This window comes from Limibacillus sp. MBR-115 (genome assembly GCF_040549425.1).
In the GTDB taxonomy this organism is placed as follows: domain Bacteria; phylum Pseudomonadota; class Alphaproteobacteria; order Kiloniellales; family CECT-8803; genus Limibacillus; species Limibacillus halophilus.
Map to the genome: position 1 here is coordinate 207648 of NZ_JBEPTJ010000002.1, position 24604 is coordinate 232251.

A 24604-nucleotide genomic window follows, 5' to 3' on the forward strand; every position below is an offset into this window, starting at 1 on the left:
CTGCGGCGCAGCATCCAATGGCGCGACGGCTGGGGCTCCGCACCTGCCGGGACTAATCCCCAGCGCTATGTCGATTGATGCGTGGGGGCTGGCTACTTCAACTGCCCTGCCCGGGGTCGGCGCTGAAAAACTTCTCGAACTTATCCTTGGCGTCCCGATAGTCATCCGCGTCCGTCGGCACTTCGCCTTTACGCGTGATGTTGGGCCAGGACTCGCTGTAGTCCTTGTTGAGCTCCAACCATTTCTCGGCTTCAGGATCGCTATCCGGCAAGATTGCCTCCGGCGGGCATTCGGGCTCACAGACGCCGCAGTCGATGCACTCATCGGGGTGGATCACCAGCATATTGGCTCCCTCATAGAAGCAGTCGACGGGACAAACCTCGACGCAATCCATGTATTTGCACTTAATGCAGGCTTCCGTGACGATATAGGTCATTCCCTTACCCTCGGTTTCGGCTGTTGGAGCGTTCGGGATCAACCCTCACGCCGCTGTTTGCATTCCGTAGAACCTGATCCTTCTAGAACATTGCCTTGGCTATTCCAAGATGCCCAATGCGCGCAACGCACGCTTACGCGCCTCACCACTTTCACGGTCAGATACATAAATGAGGCCGGCAATGCGGCGCATCAAGTTCGCCTCATAGTCGTGCAACTCACCATCGGCATAAACGACCTGCCAGAGCATTTCCATCAATCCAAGGCGCTCATCATGGGCGAGCGCATCCTTGATATCGCGGGTGATGCCATACATTTCAACGCTTTGCGCCACATGTCCCCGCGCGGTTTCCAGAAGCGCCTCTGCTTTCACGTTGTCCAGCTTGAATCGCTGACCCAATAGCCGCGCCATGGCCTCCTGTTCCTGCGGCTCCAAGGTGCCGTCCTGCAGGGCCGCATGGGTCAACAAGCAGGCACAGGCCAGCTCCGTCGGCTCAAACGCATTCTCCGGCTCACTAACGGGGGCGCTCGCAAAAATCTTCTTCAGCTTCTGGATCATCGTGCATCTCACCTCTTGGCTTACTCATGCCATGTCTGTTCATGTCATCTCTGACCCAAGAGGTAGCCTCTAGTGTCTTGCACGGCAATAAAGGACCGCCTAGGGTCGGTTTTCATGGCTCGACATTTTCAAGATCGATCAGGTGAGGACAGCGGTAACGTGAAGCTGCACGCGCCCGCCACGAGGCGGAACAGGGATGCAATCTTGGAGGTTTTGCGCCAGGTCCTGCCGCACGAGGGCATTCTGCTGGAAGTGGCCAGCGGCACCGGCGAGCATGCTGCCTGGATGGCGCCTCAACTGCTTCCTCTTGTGTGGCAGCCCAGCGACGCAGACCCGGCGATGCGAGCGTCCATTGCAGCCCATAGCGAGGAAGCCAATAGCCCGAACATCATGCCGCCGTTGAACTTGGAGGTTCACAGCGACCTGTGGCCGCTATCGCGCGCCGATGCGTTGTTCTGCTGCAACCTTCTCCACATCGCACCTTGGACTGCTTGTGAAGCCTTGATGAGCGGTGCTGCGCGGACGTTGTCCCCCGGTGGGCTTCTGGTTATCTATGGCCCTTTCAAGCGGGGCGGGGAACACACCGCGCCCAGCAATGCCGCCTTCGATCGACAGCTGCGGGAAGAAAACGCCGCCTGGGGCGTTCGCGATCTGGAGGCCGTGACTTCGAAGGCGAGCCTAGCCGGATTGGAATTGCGCGACGTCATTGAGATGCCGGCAAACAACCTCTCGTTGGTTTTCACCAGAACCTGAGCAATCTCGTGGGCGCTCGACCCATTGTCCCTGGCTCCATGCCCCCTGGCCCCATGCCCCCTGGTCACGCGCGCCCAAGCCTCCGAGATCACGAAAACGTGAATTAACGGCGCTCAGCCTGCGAACGACACTCGTTAAATTAACGATTGTTCCAAAACCTGCGCGTTCAGGTACACGCAGTCGAATCGCGGGGATCAAATGGTCGAGTTCAAGGTTCATACGCAAGAAACAGCGCCTGACGATGCCAAACCTCTGCTGGAGGGCGCTGCCGGTAGGTTTGGCTTTGTGCCAAATCTGGTCGGCATGATGGCGGAATCGCCGCTTGCCCTGAAGGGGTACTTCACCCTTGGTCAGATGCTTGCAGACGGCTCCAGCTTTTCGCCCGCCGAGCAGCAGATCCTATGGTTGACCATCAGCCGCGCGAACGATTGTCACTACTGTGTGGCGGCACATTCCACCGGCGCGGCAAAAGCAAAGGTCAATGAGGACGTCATTGCTGCGATCCGCAATGAAACCGCGATCGACGACCCCCGCCTGGAGGCATTGAGACAATTTTCCACAAGGATGGTTGCCACGCGCGGGTGGGTGGGAGATGATGCGGCTGAACGCTTCATTGCAGCTGGTTTTGAGAAATCACAAGTCCTGGAGATCATACTTTTCGTTGCGCACAAGTCCATCTCCAACTATGCAAATCATCTAGCCCAAACTCCGGTGGATGCGTCCTTTACACAACGCACCTGGAAAAAGGCTGGTTAGTAAGCGACACGGAAACCGATTGGGAGAGACGGTCGTCCGATGGCACGCCCTATGGCCTTCAACAAGGATGAGGCTCTGGACCAGGCTGTAGGTCTGTTCTGGAACCGCGGATTCGAAGCTACGTCGATTCGAGACCTGACAGCTGAGTTGGGTATCACAGCGACCAGCCTTTACAACGCCTTTGGTGATAAACAGCAGTTGTTCTTGCTAGCCCTTGAACGTTACTGCCAACAACGCCAGTCGGCACAACTCGCGCAGCTGGACCTTGAGCCCTCTCCGCGGAAGGCGGTGGAGTTGCTGTTTCAGCACGCAATCGATGCCTACCTCAGCGACAAGGACCGCCGTGGATGTTTCCTGGCCAACACGGCGCTTGAACGGGCGCCGCATGACCCGGAGGTTGCCGCCGTGGTCCGGCGGGGGTTTGAAGAGGCCGAGAAATTTCTGGCTCGGAAAATCTCGGAGGCGCAAGCAAAGAACGAGATTGGAAACAAGCAGAAGCCAGCGATGCTTGCGCGCGGGATGCTTGCCGCGTTCCTGGGGCTTCGCAGCATGGTGCGGGCTGGCGCCTCCAAGTCCGAACTCCAGTCAGCCCTTTCCGGCGTCCTGAGTGTCCTAGATTAGGGTCCGCTACAAATCTTCCTTTAGTTTGCTGATCTGCCGGCGATCTTTCTTTGTGGGCCGCCCGCTGCCACGGTCCCGTGCGCCACTGGCCAAGGCCCTGTCTGCCGGGAGGCGTGTTTGAGTCTCGGGCGGCGACAAGTCTTCATAAAGCATTTGTGCTTCGCTGGCCGGACCTCGGCGCTCCGCTAAGGCCAGAACCCTAATCACCCGAATATGGTCGCCCTGACGGAAGGTCAGCACCTCGCCGCCCCTTAACAGGTGATGCGCTTTTAGAGTTAAGGTTCCGTCGACGCGCATCCCGCCGGCATGGCACTGCTTCGTCGCCAAACTTCTGGTTTTGAAGAAGCGAGCTCCCCAGAGCCATTTATCCAAGCGTTGGCTTTGTATCGTCATTTGATCACGTCTCAACGTTTGTAGAGTTCAGCCAGCTTTGCAAAGGGAGAGTCCGGATTGATCCCTCTTTGCGACCCTTTGGGCGTTGAATCCCTTTTTCGAAGGCTTTGGCCGCCATCGCTTTTTCTGGATCGCTGGGGACTCTTTTCGTTCACGCCAGCACCGGGCGCGGCGGGTGTTATCTTGCCCGCCTGTCGAGCTTTGCGCTTGACCCCGCGATGCCCTTTTGGGGCGAAGGCCAGCGTTTCCAAACCCCGTGACGGATCCCCAGACATCTGAAAGGACAATGCAGGAAGCAGGCGGGAAAGCGCCTCTCGATCATTGCCGACGATTTCCGTCAATGCTGGTGTCGGACAGAACAAACCTTCCGGCTTCATTCGGTAAAGTGCGGCGCTTAAACGCTCAAGCACGTCCACACGCACGGCCAAAGTCCAACGGCGACCGGCAATTCGGCGCCAGCCACAGGCCAAGAGCAGCGATTCGGCCGCCGGCGAGTCGGACAAGATCTCAGAGGGCGCAGGAAGCGGTGGCAATGGCACTCCCTCCCACAAACTCCAAAGAAGCGCCTTGAGGGATTGCGACTCTGGCTTCAACAGCGCAGGTAGGAACAATGATTCCGCGCCAATGCGCAATCCAGCGGCTTGCAGGGTCTGGCGCTCGCCTCGAACAAGCTTTCGAACCTGCGACGCGACCGTGCGGCGCGGCAGGCAACCCAGCGATTCGACAAGCTGGTAGGCGAGGCCGCGCGCGTTCCCCTTCACATCCGCCTCCGCCAGATCAAACAGCGGACCAAGCCGGTTCCGCAGGAACACCCCGACCCAGCTTTCCAGCCGCTGTCGCATCCGCTCGCGCATACTCCCATCCAGCAGATCGCCTTCGTCGACTTGCACTGCCGGATGCAGCCTGTCCCTGCCTTTGACCAAACGACCGACCACATGTCCGCGCCAGGTGAGGCGCGCTTCGCCGTCCAGCAAGAATGAACCATTGTCATCCTGCTCGAGCTGCAGAACACGGCGCGGCACTTCGTCTGCCAAAACGCGGCGCGCCGCGGACTCAGCAGCCTTACGGTTTTCCGGCCCCAGGTCCTCAGCCGGTTGAAAAGTAAAGCCCACAAGACGGCCTATCGCTTCCCCTTCTAGAACGACCTCGCCGTCCTTTCGTACACCTGCGAGTAAGGCCGACGCCTTCCTTTGACGCCGCAGCAGAGCCGTTCCCTTTCGGTCCACAAACCGCTGGGTCAAGCGTTGGTGAAGGGCGTCGGAAAGGCGGTCCTCGACAGCCCGGGCCCGATCCTGCCAACCCTGACTATCATCCAGCCAGTCGCCCCGGTGTGTAATGAAGGTCCAGACCCGTCCCCGGGCAATGCGTGCCGTTAGGCTATCGATTTCCCCGTCCGTGCGGTCGATCGCCTTGAGCTGGCCCGCGATCCAGTCCTCCGGCAGGCGCCCCGCGCCCTTCAGCAGCGTCTGAAAGATTCTCGCAAGCAGGCGATTGTGCTGATCCGTCAGGGTTTTCTGGAAATCCGGAATCTGGCAGACGTCCCACAGCAACACTATGGTCGCCTCATCGGAAAGCAGGCTGACAACCGCCGGGTCCTTGAGCAGGGCGGCGAGGTGCAATTGATCTTCCGCCTCGCGCGCTCGGTAAAGACCCGCACGACCCGGCAGCGCCTCGAGGCTGCTCAAAAGCCTGGTCACACTGGAAAAATCGAGGCTGCGATTGCGCCAAGCCAAAGAGCGCAATGGGTCGAAGCGATGGCTCTCGACAGCCTCCACCAGCGCCGGGTCCAAGCCGCCTAGCTCAGCCGTTGTTCCAAAAGTGCCGTCACTCATGTGGCGGCCGGCGCGGCCGGCAATCTGCCCAATCTCCGCCGGTGTCAAGCGCCGCATTTCGCGACCGTCGAACTTACCAAGCCGGGCAAAGGCGACGTGGTCAAGATGCAGATTGAGACCCATGCCTATTGCATCGGTTGCTACCAGATAGTCGACCTCCCCCGCTTCGAAGAGAGCAACCTGCGCGTTTCGGGTGCGCGGACTAAGGGCGCCGAGCACCACAGCCGCACCACCCCTCTGGCGGCGTATCAATTCGGCAATCTGGTAAACATCGGCGGCCGAAAAGGCGACGATCGCCGATCGTGGCGGCAGGCGGGTCAGCTTGCGCTCACCCGCATAGGACAGCGTTGAAAAGCGCGGCCGCGAAACGACTTCGGCTTCGGGAACCAAACGCTGAAGCAACGGCTTTATCGTCGATGCGCCCAGAAACATCGTCTCCGCAATGCCGCGCGCATGAAGCAGACGTTCGGTGAAGATGTGACCGCGCTCAGGGTCGCCGCAGAGTTGGATTTCATCGACCGCAAGAAACTCGACCTGCCGATCCGTCGGCATTGATTCGACGGTGCAGAAGAAATACCGGGCACCCTGCGGCAAGATCTTCTCCTCACCCGTAATCAACGCCACTTGGTGCGCCCCACGCAACCTGACCGCGCGATCATAGTTCTCCCGCGCCAGCAAACGCAGAGGAAACCCAATCATTCCGGATCGATGCGCCAGCATGCGTTCGATGGCTAGATGAGTCTTTCCGGTGTTGGTGGGACCAAGCAATGCGGTAATACCGCGACCGCCTGGGGAAAGGTTTGAGGGCTCGGATTCTGTCATAACGCCCAAAGGATCAAGACTTCTCGCTTAGATCGCAAGCCTTGTCGTAAGGCAGATCAACTTATGCGTCCCGGCGCTACGAGAGGAACGAACGCGACCGGAATCAGCTTGCGCGTTCGGAAGCTTCCATCCGATTGCTTGTCTACCGCGCACAGAGTCTGACCGCTCGGAAAAGGCCGCCGCGGGTTGGCAGGCCCCATCGGAAACACAAGCGTCCCCCCAACAGCCAACTGTTCGCCCAATGCAGACGGCATTCTTTCCGCCGCGGCGGCGACGAGGATCGCATCGAATGGCGCTGCTTCCGGCCACCCCTGACGACCGTCGCCCTCCCTTAACACTACATCGGGCGATCCATAGCCAAGCGCTTCGAGCGTTTGCGCGGCAGACCTCGCAAGCGGTGGCACGACCTCAATCGAATAAACGACGGCCCCGGTTTCCGCCAACACGGCTGCCTGATAGCCGCAGCCCGTGCCAATCTCCAGGATACGCTTGCCGGGCCCCGCGCCGCAGAGCGCTGTCATTACAGCAACAATATAGGGCTGAGAAATGGTTTGACCGTGGTCGATGGGTAGCGCCCGGTTTTCATAGGCGTGAGCATTATCGCTCGGCCGAACAAAACAGTGCCGCGGCACGCATGCGATCGCAGTGCGCACAACATCGGGCAAGCGACTAAGGCCAGTCTGTCGGGCGGTTTCCCGCACATCGCCCTCTATCTCGGCCAGTAGGGCTTCCCGTTCACCACGACGCTGGGAAAAGGCCGCCGATCTCAAAACTCCCTCCTTGCATGCGCGGCACAGACCGCACATATCAGCCTCTATCCAACAACCGTATTGCTCGACAACCATAACGCTTTGAGGGAAAGGAAAACATGAGCGAGGAAAAGCTTGCCTTTCAGGCTGAAGTTTCCCGACTTCTGGAGATTGTCGCCGGGGCGCTCTACTCGAACAAAGAGATCTTCCTGCGCGAGTTGATCTCGAACGCCTCCGACGCCTGCGATCGTCTGCGTTACGCAACGCTGACCCAGCCGGAGTTGACGGCGGGGAGCGATCCGCTGGCTATTGAAATACATCCCGACAGTGCGGCCGGCTCGCTCAAGATCTCAGACAACGGCATCGGCATGAATCATGATGACCTGGTTGCCAACCTGGGCACCATCGCGCGTTCCGGCACCGCAGCCTTCATGGCCGGGCTGGAACAGGCCAAGAAGGAGAACGGCCAGGGAGCCGTCAATCTGATCGGTCAGTTCGGCGTTGGTTTCTATTCCAGCTTCATGGTAGCGGACCGTGTCGTCGTGGAGAGCCGAAAGGCCGGTGACGCGCAAGGCTGGCGCTGGGAATCTGACGGCAAGGGTGGCTTTACCGTTGCCGAAAGCGATGTGGCTCCCGAACGTGGCACGACCATCACACTGCACCTGAAAGACGAGGAAAAGGAGTATCTCGACCCCTTGCGTCTGGAGCGCATCGTTCGAGCCTACTCCGATCACATCGCCGTGCCGATCCATTTGCGGGAGCCTGGTAAGGAGGAACCGCGTCAACTAAACAGCGCCTCGGCGCTCTGGACGCGACCCAAGAGTGAAATCACGGACGACCAATACCGCGAGTTCTACCACCACACCGCGCACGCCTTCGACGATCCCTGGATGAAGCTGCATTTCCAGGTCGAGGGGCTGCTGTCGTACGCCGGATTGCTGTTCATTCCCAGCCAACCGCCAGTGGATCTTTTCCATCCCGAACGCCGCCAGCACGTCAAACTTTACGTGAAACGCGTCTTCATAACGGATGATAACGAGGCTTTGCTGCCACCTTATCTCCGATTCCTGCGCGGCATAATTGATTGCGAGGATCTGCCTCTCAACATCTCGCGGGAGATGCTTCAACATTCGCCCGTGCTGTCCAAGATTCGCGGGAGCGTCACCAAGCGTGTGCTCGATGCCCTTGAAGAGAAGGCCGAGAAAAAACCGGATAGCTACAGCGCTTTCTGGGAGACCTTCGGCGGCGTCCTGAAGGAAGGGCTCTACGAAGATCACGCCAACCGGGAGCGGCTTTTGCGCCTCGCCCGTTTCCGCTCGACCCAGGGCGATGGCTGGACCAGCCTTGCCGAGATAAAGGACCGTATGAAGGAAGGCCAGAAAGCCTTTTACTTCATCACAGGAGATTCGGTGGAGACGCTCCGCCAGAGCCCGCAGCTGGAAGGCTTTGCCGCCAAGGACGTGGAGGTCCTGTTGATGGCTGACCCGGTGGACGAGTTCTGGGTGACAGCCGTCGGTGAGGTTTTGGGCCTGCCGCTAAAATCCGTCACCCGCGGCGGTGCGGACCTCTCCGGCATTGCCGGTAAGGAGAAAGAGAACGAGGCGGGTGAAAAATCGGCGACACCCGAGGGCTTCGACGCTCTTCTGGCATTCCTGAAGCTGACCTTGAAGGACGCGGTCAAGGACGTTCGTGCCTCCGAGAGGTTGGAGTCGTCAGCCGTATGTCTGGTCGCCGACGAAGGCGATATGGATATGCATTTGGAACGCTTGTTGCGCCAGCACAAGCAGTTGGATCAGGTGAGCAAGCGGATTCTGGAGATCAACGCCAAGCACCCGGTGATTGAGCGTCTGGCCGCTCGTGTGGCCAGCGACAACGGCGAAGGTGCCGGCGCCGCTGTCGAGGAGGCCGCTTGGCTGTTGCTCGATCAAGCGCGTATCCTGGAAGGCGAGAGCCTGCCCGATCCGGCGAAGTTCGCCCGTCGACTCTCCGACGCCCTGGCGCGAGGACTGGCCTGAAAGCCGCTTTCGAAAACCTACTGGCTGCCGGAACCGACTTCCACTTCCAGCCCCACGCGCCGATGCCAGTCGGCAATTGATTCTTCCGGGTACTCCTGGAAACAGCGGTCTTGGGGCCGGCTGTCCAGGGGCACCCATTCCGGCTTGGAGCCCAGCATCAGGTGTGTGTGTTCCGGCGCGGCAGGCAGCTCGGTGTCGATGGCAGAAGCAAAGGGATGGATCAGGTCCGGCCAGCGCGGGTCCCAAAGCCAAAGACCACTTCCACAACGCTTGCAGAAGCGACGCTCGGCAGGACTTATCTCGGGCGACCCATCGGCGGCAACGCCGACCTGAGCCTGATAAACCGAGATGAACTCTTCACCCTCGACCCGTAGGCTGGCCGCCTGTCCGGAGAGGTTAATCGCATAGCCACCGCCCCCCTGGGTTTTGCGGCAGATCGAGCAATAACAGCGATTGAAGGGATAGGGATGCGCAGATCGCAGGCGGAAATGCACCGCGCCGCAGTGGCAGGACCCTTGTAGCTTCATGGCAACACCTCCCTTAGGTCCGGCGGTTCACCACCGGACGATTTTTGTTCAGGCGCGCGCTTCGCCAACCTCGCTGGCCCGCACCGGGATTTCCAACCGGGACAGCATTTCCTTAGGCACGATCTGCCAGAAATGCCCGACCTCGGCCTCCCAGTCTATCAACAAGCGCTCGGCATAGCGCGACTGAGTTTCGGTGGCGTGGCGTTCGACCAATCCCCTCAGCACCGCTTCGTAATGCGGAACCTCGATGCGCTGCATGATGACACTCTCATCGTTTATGCGGACCGGCAGGACGTTGTCGCGGTCATAGACGAAGGCCATACCGCCGGTCATCCCGGCTGCGAAGTTGTAGCCGACCGAACCCAGGATCACGGCCATACCGCCGGTCATGTATTCGCAGCCGTTGGAGCCGCAACCCTCGATCACCGCCGTCGCGCCGGAGTTGCGGACGCAGAAACGTTCCCCGGCCTGACCGGCAGCGAAGAGCTCCCCGGCCGAGGCGCCGTAAAGAACCGTGTTGCCGATGATCGTATTGCGCTCGGTCTCCAATGGGCTGGAGGCCAACGGTCGCACTACGATAGTGCCGCCGGACAACCCCTTGCCCACGTAATCGTTGGCGTCGCCGAGCACTTCCAGCTTCAGGCCTTGAACGGCCCAGGCTCCGAGTGACTGGCCTGCAGAACCGCGCAGCCGCAGTGTCACGTGGCCGGGTTGCAGTCCGGTCATGCCGAACCGGCGGGTGATGTGGGCGGAAAGCCTGGTCCCGATGGCCCGCTGAACATTGCGGATGTTGTATTGCAATTGGGTCTTCTCGCCATCCCGGAAGAGCTGCTGCGCATCGTTGAGAATCTGCGCGTCCAGGGTGTCGGGAACCTCGTTGCGGCCCTCCATCGTGCAGGTCACCGGCAGATCGTGCGATTCCGCCGTTACCAACAGAGGATTGAGGTCCAGATCGTCCAGGTGTTCCGCGCCCCGGCTCACCTGCTTGAGCAGATCGGTTCGCCCAACAATCTCGTCGAGAGACCGCGCACCCAGGGATGAGAGGATTTCGCGCACTTCCTCGGCAATAAAGGAGAAGAGGTTCACCACCTTCTCGGGGGAGCCGCTGAAGCGTTCGCGCAAGCGCGGATCCTGAGTGCAGACGCCGACCGGACAGGTGTTGGAATGGCACTGACGCACCATGATGCAGCCCATGGCGATCAGCGAAGCCGTGCCGACACCATATTCTTCGGCGCCCAACAAAGCGGCAATAACGACATCGCGCCCGGTCTTGATACCACCGTCCGTACGCAGGCGCACGGTATTGCGCAAACGATTGAGTGTGAGCACCTGGTGTACCTCCGAAAGCCCCATCTCCCAAGGGATTCCAGCGTACTTGATCGAGGTTTGCGGGCTGGCACCGGTGCCGCCGTTATGCCCGGAAATGAGGATTACGTCTGCCTTTGCCTTGGCAACGCCGGCCGCAATCGTTCCGATGCCCGAACGCGCGACCAGTTTTACGCAGACCCGCGCATCCGGATTTATCTGCTTCAGATCGTAAATAAGCTGCGCCAGATCCTCGATCGAATAGATATCGTGGTGCGGTGGTGGCGAAATCAGCATGACGCCCGGCGTCGCATGACGGAGTTTGGCGATCATCTCGGTAACCTTGAAACCAGGAAGCTGGCCGCCTTCACCGGGCTTGGCACCCTGGGCGACCTTGATCTCGATCTCACGGCACTGGTTCAGATACTCGGCTGTTACGCCAAAACGACCTGAGGCTACCTGCTTGATCGCAGAGTTTTCGTTGTCACCGTTAGGGTGCGGCTTGAAGCGCGCCGGGTCTTCGCCGCCTTCACCGGAATCAGACTTCGCCCCGATGCGGTTCATCGCAATGTTCAAAACACCGTGCGCCTCGGGTGACAGGGCGCCCAGCGACATGCCCGGCGTAACGAAACGCTTGCGAATGGACGTGACGGACTCTACCTCCTCCAGCGGCACGGGTTGACGACCTTCATTCTTGAAATCAAGCAAGTCGCGTAGCGACGTCGGCGGCAGTTCCCGCAGACCCTCCGAGAAACGCTTGAAGACGGTGTAGGAATCGCTCGCCACCGCGCTTTGCAGGGTATGCATCAGCTTTCCCTGCCAGCCGTGCGCCTCGCCGCCCCGGCGATAGCGGTAGAAGCCTCCCACCGGCAACGTGACCACATCCTTGCGGAAGGCCAGGGCGTGCATCTCCGCGACCTTCTGCTGAATGCCCGTCAGGCCGATGCCGGAAATGCGGCTGGTCATACCCGGAAAGTATTCGTCCGCTAGGGTACGAGACAGACCGACGGCCTCGAAATTACAGCCGCCGCGATACGATGAAAGAACGGAAATTCCCATTTTGGACATGATCTTCAGCAGACCTTCGTCCATCGCCTTCTTATAGCGCTGCAGAGCATCGCTCAGTGTCATCTCGCCGAACAGACCGCGGCTCAAACGGTCCGCGATCGCCTCTTGTGCGAGGTAGGCATTCACCGTCGTGGCGCCGACACCGATCAAGACGGCGACGTAATGCACGTCAAGGCACTCGCCCGAACGCACGTTGAGCGAGGTGAAGGTGCGCAATTGCTGGCGCAGCAGGTGCGTATGCACCGCTCCGGTCGCCAGGATCATCGGCAGGGCTGCGCGCTCGGCATTCATCGTTTTGTCGGAAAGAATGACATGCTCCTTGCCCGCCCGCACCGCATCCTCGGCTTCCTTGCGGATGCGCGCCAAGGCGTCCGGCAGCGCATGTTCGCCCTCTTTCGGGTCGAAAGTGCAGTCGATCTCAGCGGCGGTTTCGGCCATGTAGCCGCGCATGGCCTCAAACTCGGCATTGGTCAGCACCGGCGTGTCGAGCTGCAGCAGCCGACACTGGGTCTCGTCCTCGTCCAGGATGTTGCCGAGGTTGCCAAGCCGGGTCTTGAGCGTCATCACCGCCCGCTCGCGCAGAGAATCGATAGGTGGGTTGGTCACCTGGCTGAAGTTCTGCCGGAAGAAGTGGTGCAGCCCCCTGTAACGATCCGACAAAACCGCAAGCGGCGTATCGTCGCCCATAGAGCCTACCGCCTCCTTGGCGTCCTCCACCAAGGGATGGAGAATCAACTCCATGTCCTCCATGGTGAGACCGAAGGATAGCTGGCGGCGGCGCAGCTCTTCGCGACTCAATTCCGCACTTTCGCCCTTTGCGGCGCGGCGCACCAAGTCATCGAGCGCCGTTGTGTTCTTGGTCCACTCGCCGAAGGGTCTTTGCCTCGCGAGATAGGCTTTGATGTCGCCTTCCCGATAAAGCTTGCCCAGTTTCAAATCAATCGCCAGCATCTCGCCGGGCCCAATACGGCCCTTTTCGATTACCGTCGCCTCGTCAATGCGAACCATACCGGTTTCAGAGCCCGCAAAAAGCAGCCCATCGCCGGTGAGCGTGTAGCGCAAAGGCCGCAACCCGTTGCGGTCCATTCCGGCTATCGCCCACCGTCCGCCATATCCGCAGATCGCCGCCGGGCCGTCCCATGGTTCCATGACCGCATTGCAGTAACTGAGCAAATCCTTGTGCACCTGCGGCATGGAATCGTCCGGTCGCAGGGCTTCCGGGATCATCATCGTCTTGACCATCGGCAGGTCACGGCCAGCCCTGACCATCAACTCGAAAACGGCATCCAGCGCGGCTGAATCGGAACTGCCCGGTTGGACGACCGGCTTCAGGTCATCAATGGTATCCGCAAAGGCCGGCGCGGCGATGCGGCATTCGTGGGCCTTCATCCAGTTGACGTTGCCCTTGAGCGTGTTGATCTCGCCGTTGTGGGCAAGTACGCGGAAGGGCTGCGCCAGCCACCAAGTCGGAAAAGTGTTGGTCGAATAGCGCTGGTGGAATATTGCAAAGTTCGATTTGAACCGGGCATCTCGAAGATCGGGATAGAAGGTGTCGAGTTGTTCGGCAAGGAACATGCCCTTGTAGATGATCGAGCGGCAGGACAGCGAACAGATATAACACTCCTTGATCGATTCATGGCTCATCGCCCGCTCGATCCGGCGCCGAATCACATAGAGGTCGATATCGAACTGACCGTCCAGCGCCCCCTTGCGGTTCGAGATCATGACCTGCTCGATCTCGGGGCGCGTGGCATTCGCCTTGTCGCCAATCACATCGGTGTTCACCGGCACCTGACGCCAGCCGTAAATCTTGTAGCCGTAATTGAGAATTTCACGCTCCACGATCACACGGCAGCGCTCCTGCGCAGCCTGATCCGTGCGCGGTAGGAAAACCATGCCCACACCGATGGTTTCGCCATGATGCTCGTGTCCTGTGCGGGAAATGTGCTCACGGAAGAAATCTTGCGGAATCTGGATATGAATGCCGGCGCCGTCGCCCGTCTTGCCGTCCGCATCCACCGCGCCCCGGTGCCAAACGGCCTTCAGCGCATCAATGGCAGCCTGAACGACCTCGCGGCGGGGCTTTCCGTCAATGGCGGCAACTAGGCCAACGCCACAGGCATCGTGCTCCTCGGCAGGGTCATAAAGGCCCTGCTCGGACAATACCGTGGCATCCTTTCTCCATTGCTGGACAAACTGCGATCCTTGTTCCGTCGGCCGGTTCACTTCCTGGCTCTGTTCCATCTCTTCTGGTCCCTCCCGGACACTAAGCCGCGGTTCCGGCGGCGGCTGGTACATCTGTAATGGCGACGTGGTTTGGCTGACGGGCAACTCGTTTCAGCCAGGCGCCAAGCGCCGGATATACTGAAAGGTCGAACCCGCCCTCTTCGGCGACATGGCTGTAGGCATAAAGCGCGATATCTGCGATGCCGTATCTGTTACCCACGAAGTAATCCGCGCCGGTTAGGTGCTTCTCCATTACCGCTAGGGCTTGGTAACCCTTTTCCAAACGCTCGGGCAGCATCTTGTGCTGCAACTCGCTCATCTCCGGGAGATGACGCCAGAAGCGGGCAACGGCAATATTCGGCTCGTGGCTGTATTGCTCGAAAAACATCCAGCGCAGCGTTTCATACTCTTCATCCGGCGTCGCCGGGCCGAATGACCGGCCGGCTGGATGGGCGCCTGCCAGATACCACAGGATCGCGTTAGATTCTGAAAGAAAGCGGCCGTCGGGTGTCTCAAGGACCGGAATTTTGCCGAGCGGGTTCTTGGTCAAAAATGTCGGCTGCCGGGTCTCGCCCTTTAGGACATCCAGAGCGTGATACCGATAGTCGATGCGCAACTGCGCCAGCGCCAGACGTACCTTGTAACCGTTGCCTGAGATCGGGTCGTCGTAGAGACGATACATTGCTATCCCATCCCTTCCTGGTTCCTCACGCCGCAACCACTTCGCGACGGCTGGCCTTCCGTTCCAGGAACTTTTGAATCTGTTCAGCCGCATCACGCCCATCACGCACGGCCCAGACCACGAGCGATGCCCCGCGAAGAATATCGCCTGCGGCGAAAACGCCTTCCAGGCTCGTTTCGAAAGTCCTGAAATCCGCCTTGAGCGTGCCCCATTTGGTGACCTGCAATTCGGGAACGTCAAACATCTTTGGGAGGTCTTCCGGGTCAAAACCCAACGCCTTGATCACGAGGTCCGCCTTGATCGTGAACTGTGACCCTTCAACAAGCTGCGGAGTCTGACGTCCGGTCGCGTCGGCCGCGCCCAACCGCACCTTCAGCGCCCGCACGGCGGAAACTTCGCTCTCGCCCAGAAAGGCCTCGGGTGCCGACAGCCACTGGAAATCAATACCCTCATCCTCAGCATTGGCGACCTCGCGCTGCGATCCGGGCATGTTGGCCCGATCACGTCGGTAAAGACAGCTGACCGCTTCGGCGCCTTGACGCACGGCGGTACGCACGCAATCCATCGCCGTATCGCCGCCGCCGATAACAACAACCCGCTTGCCAGCAGCATTGAGGCTACCGTCATCAAAAGCCTGCACCGCGTCACCCAAACACTTGCGGTTCGAGGCGATCAGGTAATCCAATGCCGGGACGATATTGTCCAGACCAATGCCTGGCGCCTTCATGTCCCGCGCCTTGTAAACACCAGTTGCTACCAGAATGGCGTCATGTTTCTCGCGAAGCTCTTCGAACGCGAGCGTCTCTCCGACAGCGCAATCTGTGTGATAGATCACCCCGGCATCGGCGATCAGCTTCGCTCGGCGGGCGACCACATCCTTTTCAAGTTTGAAGCTTGGAATGCCGTAGACCATCAACCCGCCGATGCGGTCGTAGCGATCATATACTTCTACTTTGTAACCCTGGCGTCGCAACTCCTCGGCAGCAGCCAGCCCGGCCGGTCCCGCACCGATGATTCCGACGGACTGCGGCTTTTCTGCCAATGGGCGGACTGGTTTGACCCAACCTTCTTCCCAAGCCGTATCGGTAATGTACTTCTCGATCGATCCGATGGTGACCGTCCCGTGCCCAGCCTTTTCGATCACGCAATTTCCCTCGCACAAGCGGTCCTGGGGGCATATGCGGCCACAGATTTCGGGAAAGTTGTTAGTCTGCTGACTAAGTTCGTAGGCCTCCTGAACCCGGCCTTCCGCCGTCAACTTCAACCAATCGGGAATGTTGTTGTGGAGCGGGCAATGAACCTGACAATAAGGCACGCCGCACTGGGAACAGCGGGCAGCCTGTTCTGCTGCGGCGGCGGGTATGTAATCTTCATAGATCTCATCGAAATCCTGCCTGCGACTATCGGCCTCGCGCTTGTCGGGCATGGATTTTTCGAGATCAACGAAGCGCAGCATCTTGTTTGCCATTCTTGGCCTTCCCCTTTTTGTCGGCGGTGGTCTACACGCCGTCGGCGCGTCAACGGAGCCATCACGAACTCTGCATCTGAGCCCTTTGCGAGCTTGAGTTCGCCGCCCTCGAGTTATCCGTAACTTTGTGGCCTCAAATCAGGCGCTCTGCCTTTCTATAAGGGAAGAAAGTGGTCAAATCCAGGAGAAATCCCTTAATAGGTCATGATTGTTGACTAATTGTTGTTGCCCACATCCCGTCATCAGCGCCTTCAGCGGATCGGCTGACGGAAATTTATCCTATTAGTCCCGTTTTGGTACGTTCTTCCGCCTAGCGAAGCCGTTGGAGGTGGTGTAATCGAATGACCGAACAGCGACTCGGAGCCCGATCCTGGGAACAGCAAAGGGGTTTCTTCCGCGGTCTCGGTATATTTTTACAAGGAAGCGAAAGGTGATCTTTTGCCTATTCTGCATCTCCTGATCCTGGCGCTCGTTCAGGGAATCACAGAGTTTTTGCCAATATCGTCTTCAGGCCATTTGATCCTGGCCTGGGCCGTCTTCGATGCCGAAGGCCTTCCCGGACTGTCTCAGAGCGACGCACATCGCCTCGTCATCGACATTGCGGTCCACGTTGGCACCCTGGGTGCCGTTTGCCTTTACTTCTGGCGCGACCTATCGGGCGCGATAGCAGGGTTCTTCAAGCTGATTGCGGGGGGGCGCGGGCCGATGCCGCGTTTGGCGCTGGCGCTTATCATAGGCACCCTGCCGGTCGTGGTGGTCGGTTTCGTCGCCAAGGACCTCGTTGCCAGTAGCCTACGGAGCATAGAGATCATCGCCTGGACGACTTTCGGGTTCGGCCTGCTTTTGTACTTCGCCGACCGCATCGGTCTGACGGTCAGGCGATTGGAGCACATCACCGTAGTGCAAGCCCTGATCATCGGACTCGCGCAGGTGTTGGCGCTGGTTCCCGGGACCAGCCGATCTGGAATCACGATGACCGCCGCACGATTTCTGGGCTACGAACGGCAAGAGGCAGCGCGCTTCTCCCTCTTGCTGTCCATCCCGACAATCTTGGGGGCCGGCACGCTCGCAGGCCTGGATCTTGCCAAAGCCGAAGATGCGCAACTAACCGCCGATGCCTTGATCGCCGCGGGCCTTTCTTTCGTTATGGCTCTCATTGCAATTGCGGCGATGATGGCTTGGCTGAAGCGCTTCAGCTTTACACCTTTTGTCTGGTATCGCCTTGGCCTCGCGGGCCTGTTGTTCTGGCTGGTCTATGGCAACAGCGGGCTATTGCCAGTGTAGTGGAGCACCGCCAAGCTAGGCGGCGTCGGCCGTCAGGCGACCGCCTTTGCGGTAGCGCAGGAGATACTCGGGAACAATACCTTCTAGCGCCGTCGGCGTGATCCCTAGGTCCGTCAAACCTGCCGCACCTTCGCTGACAACATTGTCGTGGTCGAGTAGCTTAACCTGATCCCGGGTCAGCAAGGGAGCGCCCGGAAGCCTCTCAAGCACGCTCGCCTTGAGGAGCGCCATGTTGCGCGGCAGGGTCACAAGACAACAACGCCGTCCTGTAACCTCCAGAATATAGGCCAACAGCTCCTTGAAGCTGTAGGTTTTCGGCCCCCCTAACTCGTAGAGATTTCCCCGCGCCGCCGGCAACGTCAGCGCCGCCACGACAGCATCCGCCACATCACAAACATAAACCGGCTGAAAGCGCGTTCTGCCGCCGCCGATCAAGGGTAGCGCCGGAGACAACCGCGCCATCACAGCGAAGCGGTTGAAAAAATCGTCCTCTGGGCCATAGACGATCGAGGGCCGTAGAATCGTCGCTTCAGGAAAGGCATCCCGCACCGCCTGCTCGCCCGCCGCCTTGGTCCGGGCATAAGCGGAGGCCGATTGCGCATCAGCCCCTATCGCGGAAACATGGACGAAAGTGCCCACGCCCGCCGCCACCGCCGCGTCGGCAATGAGCTTCGCACCTTCAGCCTGCACGGCCGCAAAGGTTTGAGCACCTTGCTGATAGAGAATGCCTGTGAGGTTGATGACGGCGTCGGCGCCCTCAACGGCGGCCTGCACAGCATTGCCATCTTGAAGAGGGGCCCGCATCGGGACGATCTGCCCAACATTTCCCAAAGGCTTCAGGAAATCGGCGCGACGCGGATTGCGTACGGCAACCCGGACAACCCAACCCTGGTCGGCCAAGCGCTCGACGACATAGCGGCCGATGAAGCCCGATCCGCCGAAGACCGTTACCTGCCGCGTGCCCATTCCTGTACTCCCTGTCCAAACAGTGCCCGGATAACCCTTCGGTTCGCTGTCTCTGGCAAACCAATTCCGTGCGGTGGGTATACAACAGCCGTTCGGGTTAGGAAAAGGCCCTAGGCGCAGCAACCGGCGAGGCGGCGCGCTTATTTACCGAAACAAGGCTTGACAGAAGCGCCGCCCTTGAACATCTTCCTGCCTCGCTAGATGCCCAGGTGGCGGAATTGGTAGACGCGCAGGTTTCAGGTACCTGTGGCCGAAAGGTCGTGGAAGTTCGAGTCTTCTCCTGGGCACCAATTACAAGAGTTCGTCACGCCCCTTCAGGATAGCCCGATTGAGGGGCGTTTTCATTTCGCTATCTCGCTGCGAATGTTAGTCTCTTGACCCTGTTGGGGCTTTGTCGAGGGGGAAACCCGCCCATGTCGGTCACTGTTCACAGCTTCGATATCCCGGAAGGGCTAGACTTCGGAAACAGCCTGGCGGTGGATACGGAAACCCTTGGCTTGAACCTCAATCGTGACAGACTTTGTGTCGTACAGTTGTCTTCGGGCGATGGGACAGCACACCTTGTGCATTTTCCCGAGCCACGATACGACGCTCCGAATCTCAAGAAACTGCTGGGCGACCCTGGCGTAACCAAGATTTTCCACTTTGCGCGCTTTGATCTTGCCGTTCTGCGTCGCGACCTGGGGGTAACCTGCCGACCGGTCTACTGCACCAAGGTTGCCTCTAAGCTCGTGCGTACTTTCACGGACCGCCATGGCCTGCGCGATCTTTGCCGCGATATTCTTGGCGTGGAGATCTCCAAGCAACAGCAGTCATCTGACTGGGGTGCTGCCGAACTGAATGACGCCCAAGTCGCCTATGCGGCCTCTGACGTCCTGCATTTGCATGCCTTGCGGGAACACCTGGACGCGATGTTGCGGCGCGACGATCGCGCGGCGCTCGCGCAAGCCTGTTTCGATTTCCTCCCCTGGCGCGCTGAGCTTGATCTTGCCGGTTGGCCCGACGTGGATGTTTTCGCGCACGCTTGAACGGCATTGGATAACCGAGAAACCGACTTCACGACCCCTCGTTTTTGCAATCAAGCATTGGAATCTACGGCCAACGGCCTAAATCTCGCCTAGCCGCCGTGCTTGGAGTAAGCTGGCGCCAGAACTGCGCAACGGGCAACGTGGCGTCACGGACATCCGAATGCGCAAAAACAATATGACGAACGGAACCAACATGAATAGTGAGCCGCACAATCAAGCGGACAACGGTGATACGGCCGCACGCGAGGGCGATCTGGAAGTAGCCCGCCGCGTGTTACACACGGAATGCGACGGACTGCGCGCCCTTGCCGATTCCCTGGATAGTCATTTTTCGGACGCCGTGGATCTTCTGCATAAACTGAGCGGTCGCCTAGTGGTGACCGGCATGGGTAAGAGCGGCCATATCGGACGCAAGATTGCCGCCACCCTAGCCTCCACGGGGACACCGGCGCTGTTTGTACACCCCGGCGAAGCCAGCCACGGCGATCTTGGCATGATAACCCAGGGTGACGCGGTCCTGGCGCTGTCCAACTCGGGCAACACGGCGGAGCTCACTGACATTATCGCCTTTACGCGGCGGTTCGGCATTCCATTAATTGGCATGACCGCGCGCGCCGATTCCCAGCTTGCCGAACAGTCGGATACCTGTTTGCTGCTTCCCAAGACAGCCGAAGCCTGCCCGATGGGATTGGCGCCGACGACATCGACAACCTTGATGCTGGCGCTGGGCGATGCCTTGGCGGTCGCGCTACTTGACCGACGGGGTTTCTCGGCGGATGACTTCCATGTTCTGCATCCGGGCGGAAGCCTGGGCCGTAAGTTGGTGCGTGTCGTCGACATCATGCATGGTCCCGAAGAGTTGCCGCTTTGCAACCGCGACACCCCCATGAGCGAGGCGATCGTGACCATGACCACGAAGACTTTTGGTTGTATCGGCGTCGTCGACGATGCCGGGCGTCTCACAGGCATCATTACCGACGGCGACCTGCGCCGCCATATGGGCGATGCGCTGTTATCGCAAGCCGCCGGTGCGGTGATGACAGCCGCGCCCAAGACCATCCGCAAGGAGGCGCTTGCCGCAGAAGCGCTGGGCGTGATGAACCGCGGATTGATTACCAGCCTGTTCGTGGTGGGCGACGATCGTCCCATCGGTATCGTGCGCATGCATGACTGCTTGCGCGCAGGCGTCGCCTGACAACTAAGCCGCCACTCAAAGCCCGGTGGTTCATAGTAAGGAGCATCAGCGAGACTTGGCCGAAACCGCCAACAGATTTCCTGTTAATAGCCGAGTTGGCGCGAACCAGTCGGACGCGCACTCGGCGCCGCGACGCCATGCGCCCGGCAACCGTTACAGCTCTTTCGTCATCTTCATGAAGCTGGCCCTGCCGATCGTCGCCGTCGGCCTGGTTTTGCTCATTGTTGTCTGGCCACAGTTCTGGGATTCCGATTCTCGCTTTACCCTTCCGTCGATAAGGATAACCGCGGACGATCTCAATAGCCGCCAGATGATCAATCCGCAGTACCAGGGCTTCGACAAGGAGAATCGACCCTTCAGTGTCACCGCGGATTTGGCAACCCAGAAGCCGGATAACGACGAGGTTGTCGACCTCGACAATCCCAAAGCGGAGCTGATGCTTGAGAACGGCAAGTGGGTCACCATTGATGCGCAAAGCGGTGTCTACAACCAAAGCCGGCAAACCATGGATCTCAAAGGCCGGGTGAATCTCAACCACGAAGACGATTTCGTCATGACGACCGAGGAGGTGTCGGTTGGGATCAAAGCTGGTACAGCTTTTAGTAACTCGCCCGTGGAAGGCCATGGCCCGGATGGTAACTTGACGGGAGAGGGGTTTAGACTGCTGGATGAGGGCGCGCGTATTTTCCTGCTGGGGAAGAGCCGTGTGATTCTCTATGACACTGGGGAGAGCGAGAAAAAATGACTGGCCCACTTCGGACTGCCTGGGGACTTTTGATAGGCCTGTTGCTCCTGACGGCCGGCGATGCGCTTGCACAGAGCTTTGGGCTGGGCGGCCAGAGCGGCCCTCTGGAAATCACCGCCGATCAAGGCATTGAGTGGAACCGCGACCAAAAGCAGTATATCGCCCGCGGCAACGCGCGCGCGGCGCAAGGCAGCACCGAGGTTCGAGCCGACGAACTGATCGCCTACTATCAGGCGAGCGACGATAAAACGGTTCAGGTCGCGAGCCAGATCTATCGTATCGAGGCGCGCGGCAACGTGCGTATTACGACGGACCGCGAACAGGTCAAGGGCGACAGAGCCGTCTACGACCTGAAGAAGGACAGCATCATCATATCCGGGTCGGACGTTTCCCTGAAGACAGAGAGCGAGTTGATCACGGCCACGGAGAGCCTGGAATACGACGAGGCCAACAAAATTGCCGTTGCTCGTGGCGACGCAACAGTGGTGAGGGGAGATCAGCGGGTCGCCGCGGACCTGTTACGGGCTTTCCTGGTCGAAGCCAGCGAGCATGGCAAGGAAGGCAAGGATCTGGTGATCGACCGTGTAGAGGCAGAGGGCGACGTCAGAGTCTCTACACCGAAGGATTTCGCGCGCGGCGATAGCGGCGTATATTACGCGCGCAATGAGCTTGCCACACTCGAGGGGAATGTTCGGATTACCAGCGACGGCAACCAGTTGAACGGGGGCTTCGCCGAGGTCAATCTGGCAACCGGGGTAAGCAAACTCAAAGGCTCGGCCAGTGGCTCCGGCCAGGTTCGGGGTCTGTTGATTCCGGGTTCCGCCCCCAGCGGGACTCAGTAAACTGAGCGCCGGCCGGGCACCCTGTGCTTGCCTGTGCCCTTGAGGTTATAAAATTGGCCCGGCGGGCCGGGTAAAAAAGAACGGGATAACGAATGACGGACAGGCACGAGAGTCCCGCAGGCAAGGCCGGCAACGGCGCGGAGGCACCAGAAGCGCGCGCCGCAGAGATTGGATCGCGGGTTGGATCGGAGGTCGGGTCCGGCCTCGAAGCCGTCAACATCGGAAAAAGCTACAAGAAACGCCCCGTTCTACGCGACGTTTCCGTTTCGCTGCGCCGCGGCGAGGCGGTTGGCCTGCTGGGCCCAAACGGCGCCGGCAAGACAACATGTTTTTACATCATCACCGGATTGATCACGGCGGACAGTGGCTGGGTGATGTTGGACGGCTTGGATATCAGCACCTTGCCGATGTATCGCCGCGCCCGGCTAGGCGTGGGCTACCTGCCTCAGGAGGCGTCTATTTTCCGTGGCCTGACGGTGGAGCAGAACATCCGGTCGGTGCTTGAAGTCGTCGAACCCAGTCGCGACCTTCGGGAGGCTAGGTTGGAGGAGTTGCTTGCCGAATTCTCGATCACTCATTTGCGTCGGACCTCCGCGCTGGCCCTCTCGGGCGGTGAGCGACGCCGCGTTGAGATCGCTCGCGCGCTGGCGTCCAACCCGGAGTTCATTCTGCTCGACGAACCCCTTGCGGGCATCGACCCCATCGCGGTCAACGATATACGAGAGCTTGTGTTGCACCTCAAAGACCGCGGTATCGGCGTCCTGATTACCGATCACAATGTCCGGGAAACACTCGGCACGGTCGACCGGGCCTACATCATCCACGAAGGGCAGGTCCTTATGGAAGGCGCGCCCGAGGAGATCGTGGCACACGAGGATGTGCGACGCGTCTACCTGGGTGACCGCTTCAGCCTCTGATCGGAATGGCGACGCGCCAATCCCTTTCACTCACCCAAGGCCAGCGTCAGCAGCTTGCAATGACGCCCCGCATGCGCCAATCGGTCGAATTGCTGCGCATGAACAACCTCGAGATCGCTGGTTTTGTCGCGGCCCAAGTTGAGGGGAACCCCTTTCTCCGCCAGGCTCTGCCAAAACGATCAAGCGGCGGCGGTACACGTCGGGAATCGTGGGGTGGGCAGACGCAAGATACCTCCAACTGGCAAGATAATGCTGCCGACACGCCTACGCTCTACGGCCACCTGACCCAACAGATCAGGCTTTCGTTCAGCGAACCACGGGATAGCGCCATAGCGTTTCACCTTATGACGCTCCTGGATGAACGCGGGTACCTGATGCCGGACTGGCGGGACACGTCGACCCATCTTTCTTGCACCCCAAAGCACGTAGAAAGTGTATTAAGCCGCCTGCAAAAACTAGAACCAACCGGTATTTTCGCACGCGATCTGGGTGAGTGCCTACGCCTTCAATGGCAGGAGCGGGACGACTGGTCGCCAGCCGCCGATAGATTGCTGGATAACCTTTCCCTCCTGGCGAAACGCGATTACATGGCCCTGGAAAAAACTTGCGGCCTCGATACTTCGGCGCTGAAGCCACTCGTCACGGCGCTTCGGCGCTTGAACCCGAAACCCTTGAGTGATTTTGAGCCGCCGCAGCGCTTTACGCCGCCGCCTGATCTATTGGTGGAACGGCTCAACGGAGTTTGGCAGATCAGGGTGAATGACGCCGTATTGCCGCGCGTGCTGCTTGACGAAAGCTACGTACGCGAGATCAGAAGCGCGGCGCAGCGACGCCGGGACAAGGACTATCTAGCCGAGCGCTTGCGCCATGCCCGATGGCTGACCCGCGCGCTGGATCAGCGAATGCGGACGCTGATGCGCGTCGCGGAAGCTATCTTCCAACGGCAAGCCCTCTTCCTGGATCAAGGCCCTGAGGTCCTCCAACCCTTGACCTTGAAGGAGATTGCCGGTGTCCTCGCGCTTCACCAATCAACCGTCAGCCGCTCCGTCGCCGACAAAACCGTTGAGACACCGCGGGGATTGTTCGATCTCCGCTTCTTTTTCTCCGCACGGCTAAAAAGCGAGGGTGAGACGATCTCAGCGACGGCAGTCCGGGCGCGGCTAAGGCGATTGGTCGAGGAGGAACGACCCGATAGCGTTCTTTCTGATGCCGCCATCACCGAGCACTTGTGTGCTGACGGTATCTTGATCTCACGGCGTACCGTTGCCAAATATCGAGAGTTACTGCGGATTCCAAGCGCGCCCCAGCGGCGAAGGGAGAAGAGGATGAGAACAACTCAATCGTAAAGAATCGAGCACTGTGGCTTGACCAGAGGGGCCAGTCAGCGCTTAGTATTGACTCATCGAAAGGTCGCCC

General features: G+C 59.6%; 21 protein-coding genes and 1 tRNA gene. 12 read left to right on the plus strand and 10 right to left on the minus strand.

All coding sequences use genetic code 11. The features are described from left to right. Positions 1-97: 97 nt before the first annotated feature. Positions 98-436, minus strand: coding sequence for a ferredoxin FdxA (gene fdxA / locus ABIE63_RS04595; protein WP_183414782.1), 339 nt, complete (start codon positions 434-436; stop codon positions 98-100). Positions 437-535: 99 nt separating this feature from the next. Continuing rightward, on the minus strand, positions 536-994 hold the full coding sequence (locus ABIE63_RS04600; RefSeq protein ID WP_183414784.1) for a TerB family tellurite resistance protein: 459 nt from the start codon (positions 992-994) through the stop codon (positions 536-538). A 114-nt stretch (positions 995-1108) separates the two neighbouring features. Between ABIE63_RS04600 and ABIE63_RS04605 the strand changes: the two genes are divergently transcribed. The 3 genes from ABIE63_RS04605 to ABIE63_RS04615 all read left to right on the plus strand — a co-directional run bounded on the left by ABIE63_RS04605 (position 1109) and on the right by ABIE63_RS04615 (position 3124). Further along, the gene (locus tag ABIE63_RS04605) at positions 1109-1747 is read left to right on the plus strand and encodes a DUF938 domain-containing protein (RefSeq protein ID WP_354503218.1); all 639 of its coding nucleotides are present in this window, start codon (positions 1109-1111) and stop codon (positions 1745-1747) included. Between the two features lie 198 nt (positions 1748-1945). Then, complete coding sequence (locus ABIE63_RS04610) at positions 1946-2503, plus strand: carboxymuconolactone decarboxylase family protein (protein WP_354503221.1); 558 nt, start codon at positions 1946-1948, stop codon at positions 2501-2503. Positions 2504-2542: 39 nt separating this feature from the next. Then, the gene (locus ABIE63_RS04615) at positions 2543-3124 is read left to right on the plus strand and encodes a TetR/AcrR family transcriptional regulator (protein WP_183414789.1); all 582 of its coding nucleotides are present in this window, start codon (positions 2543-2545) and stop codon (positions 3122-3124) included. A gap of 6 nt (positions 3125-3130) precedes the next feature. Here the strand turns inward: ABIE63_RS04615 and ABIE63_RS04620 are convergent, their stop codons facing one another. Genes ABIE63_RS04620 through ABIE63_RS04630 form a run of 3 tightly spaced genes read right to left on the minus strand, consistent with a single transcriptional unit; the run spans position 3131 to position 6941 of the window. Continuing rightward, complete coding sequence (locus tag ABIE63_RS04620) at positions 3131-3517, minus strand: RNA-binding S4 domain-containing protein (protein WP_183414791.1); 387 nt, start codon at positions 3515-3517, stop codon at positions 3131-3133. Positions 3518-3528: 11 nt separating this feature from the next. Further along, positions 3529-6171 (minus strand): helicase-related protein, encoded by a 2643-nt coding sequence (locus tag ABIE63_RS04625; protein WP_354503224.1) that lies wholly within the window; start codon positions 6169-6171, stop codon positions 3529-3531. A 56-nt stretch (positions 6172-6227) separates the two neighbouring features. Beyond that, a complete protein-coding gene (locus tag ABIE63_RS04630; protein WP_354503226.1) occupies positions 6228-6941 on the minus strand; it encodes a protein-L-isoaspartate(D-aspartate) O-methyltransferase in 714 nt (237 codons plus the stop codon). Positions 6942-7039: 98 nt separating this feature from the next. Between ABIE63_RS04630 and htpG the strand changes: the two genes are divergently transcribed. Further along, positions 7040-8935, plus strand: coding sequence for a molecular chaperone HtpG (htpG, locus tag ABIE63_RS04635; protein WP_354503228.1), 1896 nt, complete (start codon positions 7040-7042; stop codon positions 8933-8935). A 17-nt stretch (positions 8936-8952) separates the two neighbouring features. On the opposite strand, the gene ABIE63_RS04640 is transcribed toward htpG, so the two are convergent. The 4 genes from ABIE63_RS04640 to ABIE63_RS04655 are packed head-to-tail and all read right to left on the minus strand — an operon-like array spanning position 8953 to position 16211. Next, complete coding sequence (locus ABIE63_RS04640) at positions 8953-9462, minus strand: GFA family protein (RefSeq protein WP_354503230.1); 510 nt, start codon at positions 9460-9462, stop codon at positions 8953-8955. 48 nt (positions 9463-9510) lie between these two features. Continuing rightward, the gene (gene gltB / locus ABIE63_RS04645; protein WP_354503232.1) at positions 9511-14079 is read right to left on the minus strand and encodes a glutamate synthase large subunit; all 4569 of its coding nucleotides are present in this window, start codon (positions 14077-14079) and stop codon (positions 9511-9513) included. A 22-nt stretch (positions 14080-14101) separates the two neighbouring features. After that, the gene (locus tag ABIE63_RS04650; protein WP_354503234.1) at positions 14102-14743 is read right to left on the minus strand and encodes a glutathione S-transferase family protein; all 642 of its coding nucleotides are present in this window, start codon (positions 14741-14743) and stop codon (positions 14102-14104) included. Between the two features lie 25 nt (positions 14744-14768). Next, positions 14769-16211, minus strand: coding sequence for an NAD(P)-dependent oxidoreductase (locus ABIE63_RS04655; RefSeq protein ID WP_354503237.1), 1443 nt, complete (start codon positions 16209-16211; stop codon positions 14769-14771). 438 nt (positions 16212-16649) lie between these two features. Here ABIE63_RS04655 and ABIE63_RS04660 point away from each other — a divergent pair, with 438 nt between their 5' ends. After that, positions 16650-17495 (plus strand): undecaprenyl-diphosphate phosphatase, encoded by an 846-nt coding sequence (locus ABIE63_RS04660; protein ID WP_354503239.1) that lies wholly within the window; start codon positions 16650-16652, stop codon positions 17493-17495. Positions 17496-17510: 15 nt separating this feature from the next. Here ABIE63_RS04660 and ABIE63_RS04665 read toward each other — a convergent pair whose 3' ends face one another. Then, positions 17511-18461: a complex I NDUFA9 subunit family protein gene (locus ABIE63_RS04665; protein WP_354503240.1), complete on the minus strand. Its 951-nt coding sequence runs from the start codon at positions 18459-18461 to the stop codon at positions 17511-17513. Between the two features lie 203 nt (positions 18462-18664). Between ABIE63_RS04665 and ABIE63_RS04670 the strand changes: the two genes are divergently transcribed. The 7 genes from ABIE63_RS04670 to rpoN all read left to right on the plus strand — a co-directional run bounded on the left by ABIE63_RS04670 (position 18665) and on the right by rpoN (position 24534). Beyond that, positions 18665-18751 (plus strand) — tRNA-Leu (locus tag ABIE63_RS04670). A gap of 123 nt (positions 18752-18874) precedes the next feature. After that, entirely contained in the window at positions 18875-19489 is a 615-nt protein-coding gene (locus ABIE63_RS04675) for a ribonuclease D (protein WP_183414808.1), read from the plus strand. Positions 19490-19682: 193 nt separating this feature from the next. Next, positions 19683-20684, plus strand: a complete 1002-nt coding sequence (locus tag ABIE63_RS04680; RefSeq protein ID WP_221205696.1) for a KpsF/GutQ family sugar-phosphate isomerase — start codon at positions 19683-19685, stop codon at positions 20682-20684. 55 nt (positions 20685-20739) lie between these two features. Next, positions 20740-21429, plus strand: coding sequence for an LPS export ABC transporter periplasmic protein LptC (gene lptC, locus ABIE63_RS04685; RefSeq protein WP_354503243.1), 690 nt, complete (start codon positions 20740-20742; stop codon positions 21427-21429). Further along, the gene (locus ABIE63_RS04690; RefSeq protein WP_354503245.1) at positions 21426-22271 is read left to right on the plus strand and encodes an LptA/OstA family protein; all 846 of its coding nucleotides are present in this window, start codon (positions 21426-21428) and stop codon (positions 22269-22271) included. The genes lptC and ABIE63_RS04690 overlap by 4 nt, the downstream gene beginning before the upstream one ends. A gap of 92 nt (positions 22272-22363) precedes the next feature. Further along, positions 22364-23188 carry an LPS export ABC transporter ATP-binding protein gene (gene lptB / locus ABIE63_RS04695; RefSeq protein ID WP_183414812.1) on the plus strand — a complete coding sequence of 275 codons (825 nt, stop codon included), beginning with the start codon at positions 22364-22366 and terminating at the stop codon, positions 23186-23188. Between the two features lie 5 nt (positions 23189-23193). Further along, positions 23194-24534 carry an RNA polymerase factor sigma-54 gene (gene rpoN / locus ABIE63_RS04700; protein ID WP_354503247.1) on the plus strand — a complete coding sequence of 447 codons (1341 nt, stop codon included), beginning with the start codon at positions 23194-23196 and terminating at the stop codon, positions 24532-24534. The last annotated feature ends 70 nt before the right edge of the window (positions 24535-24604 follow it).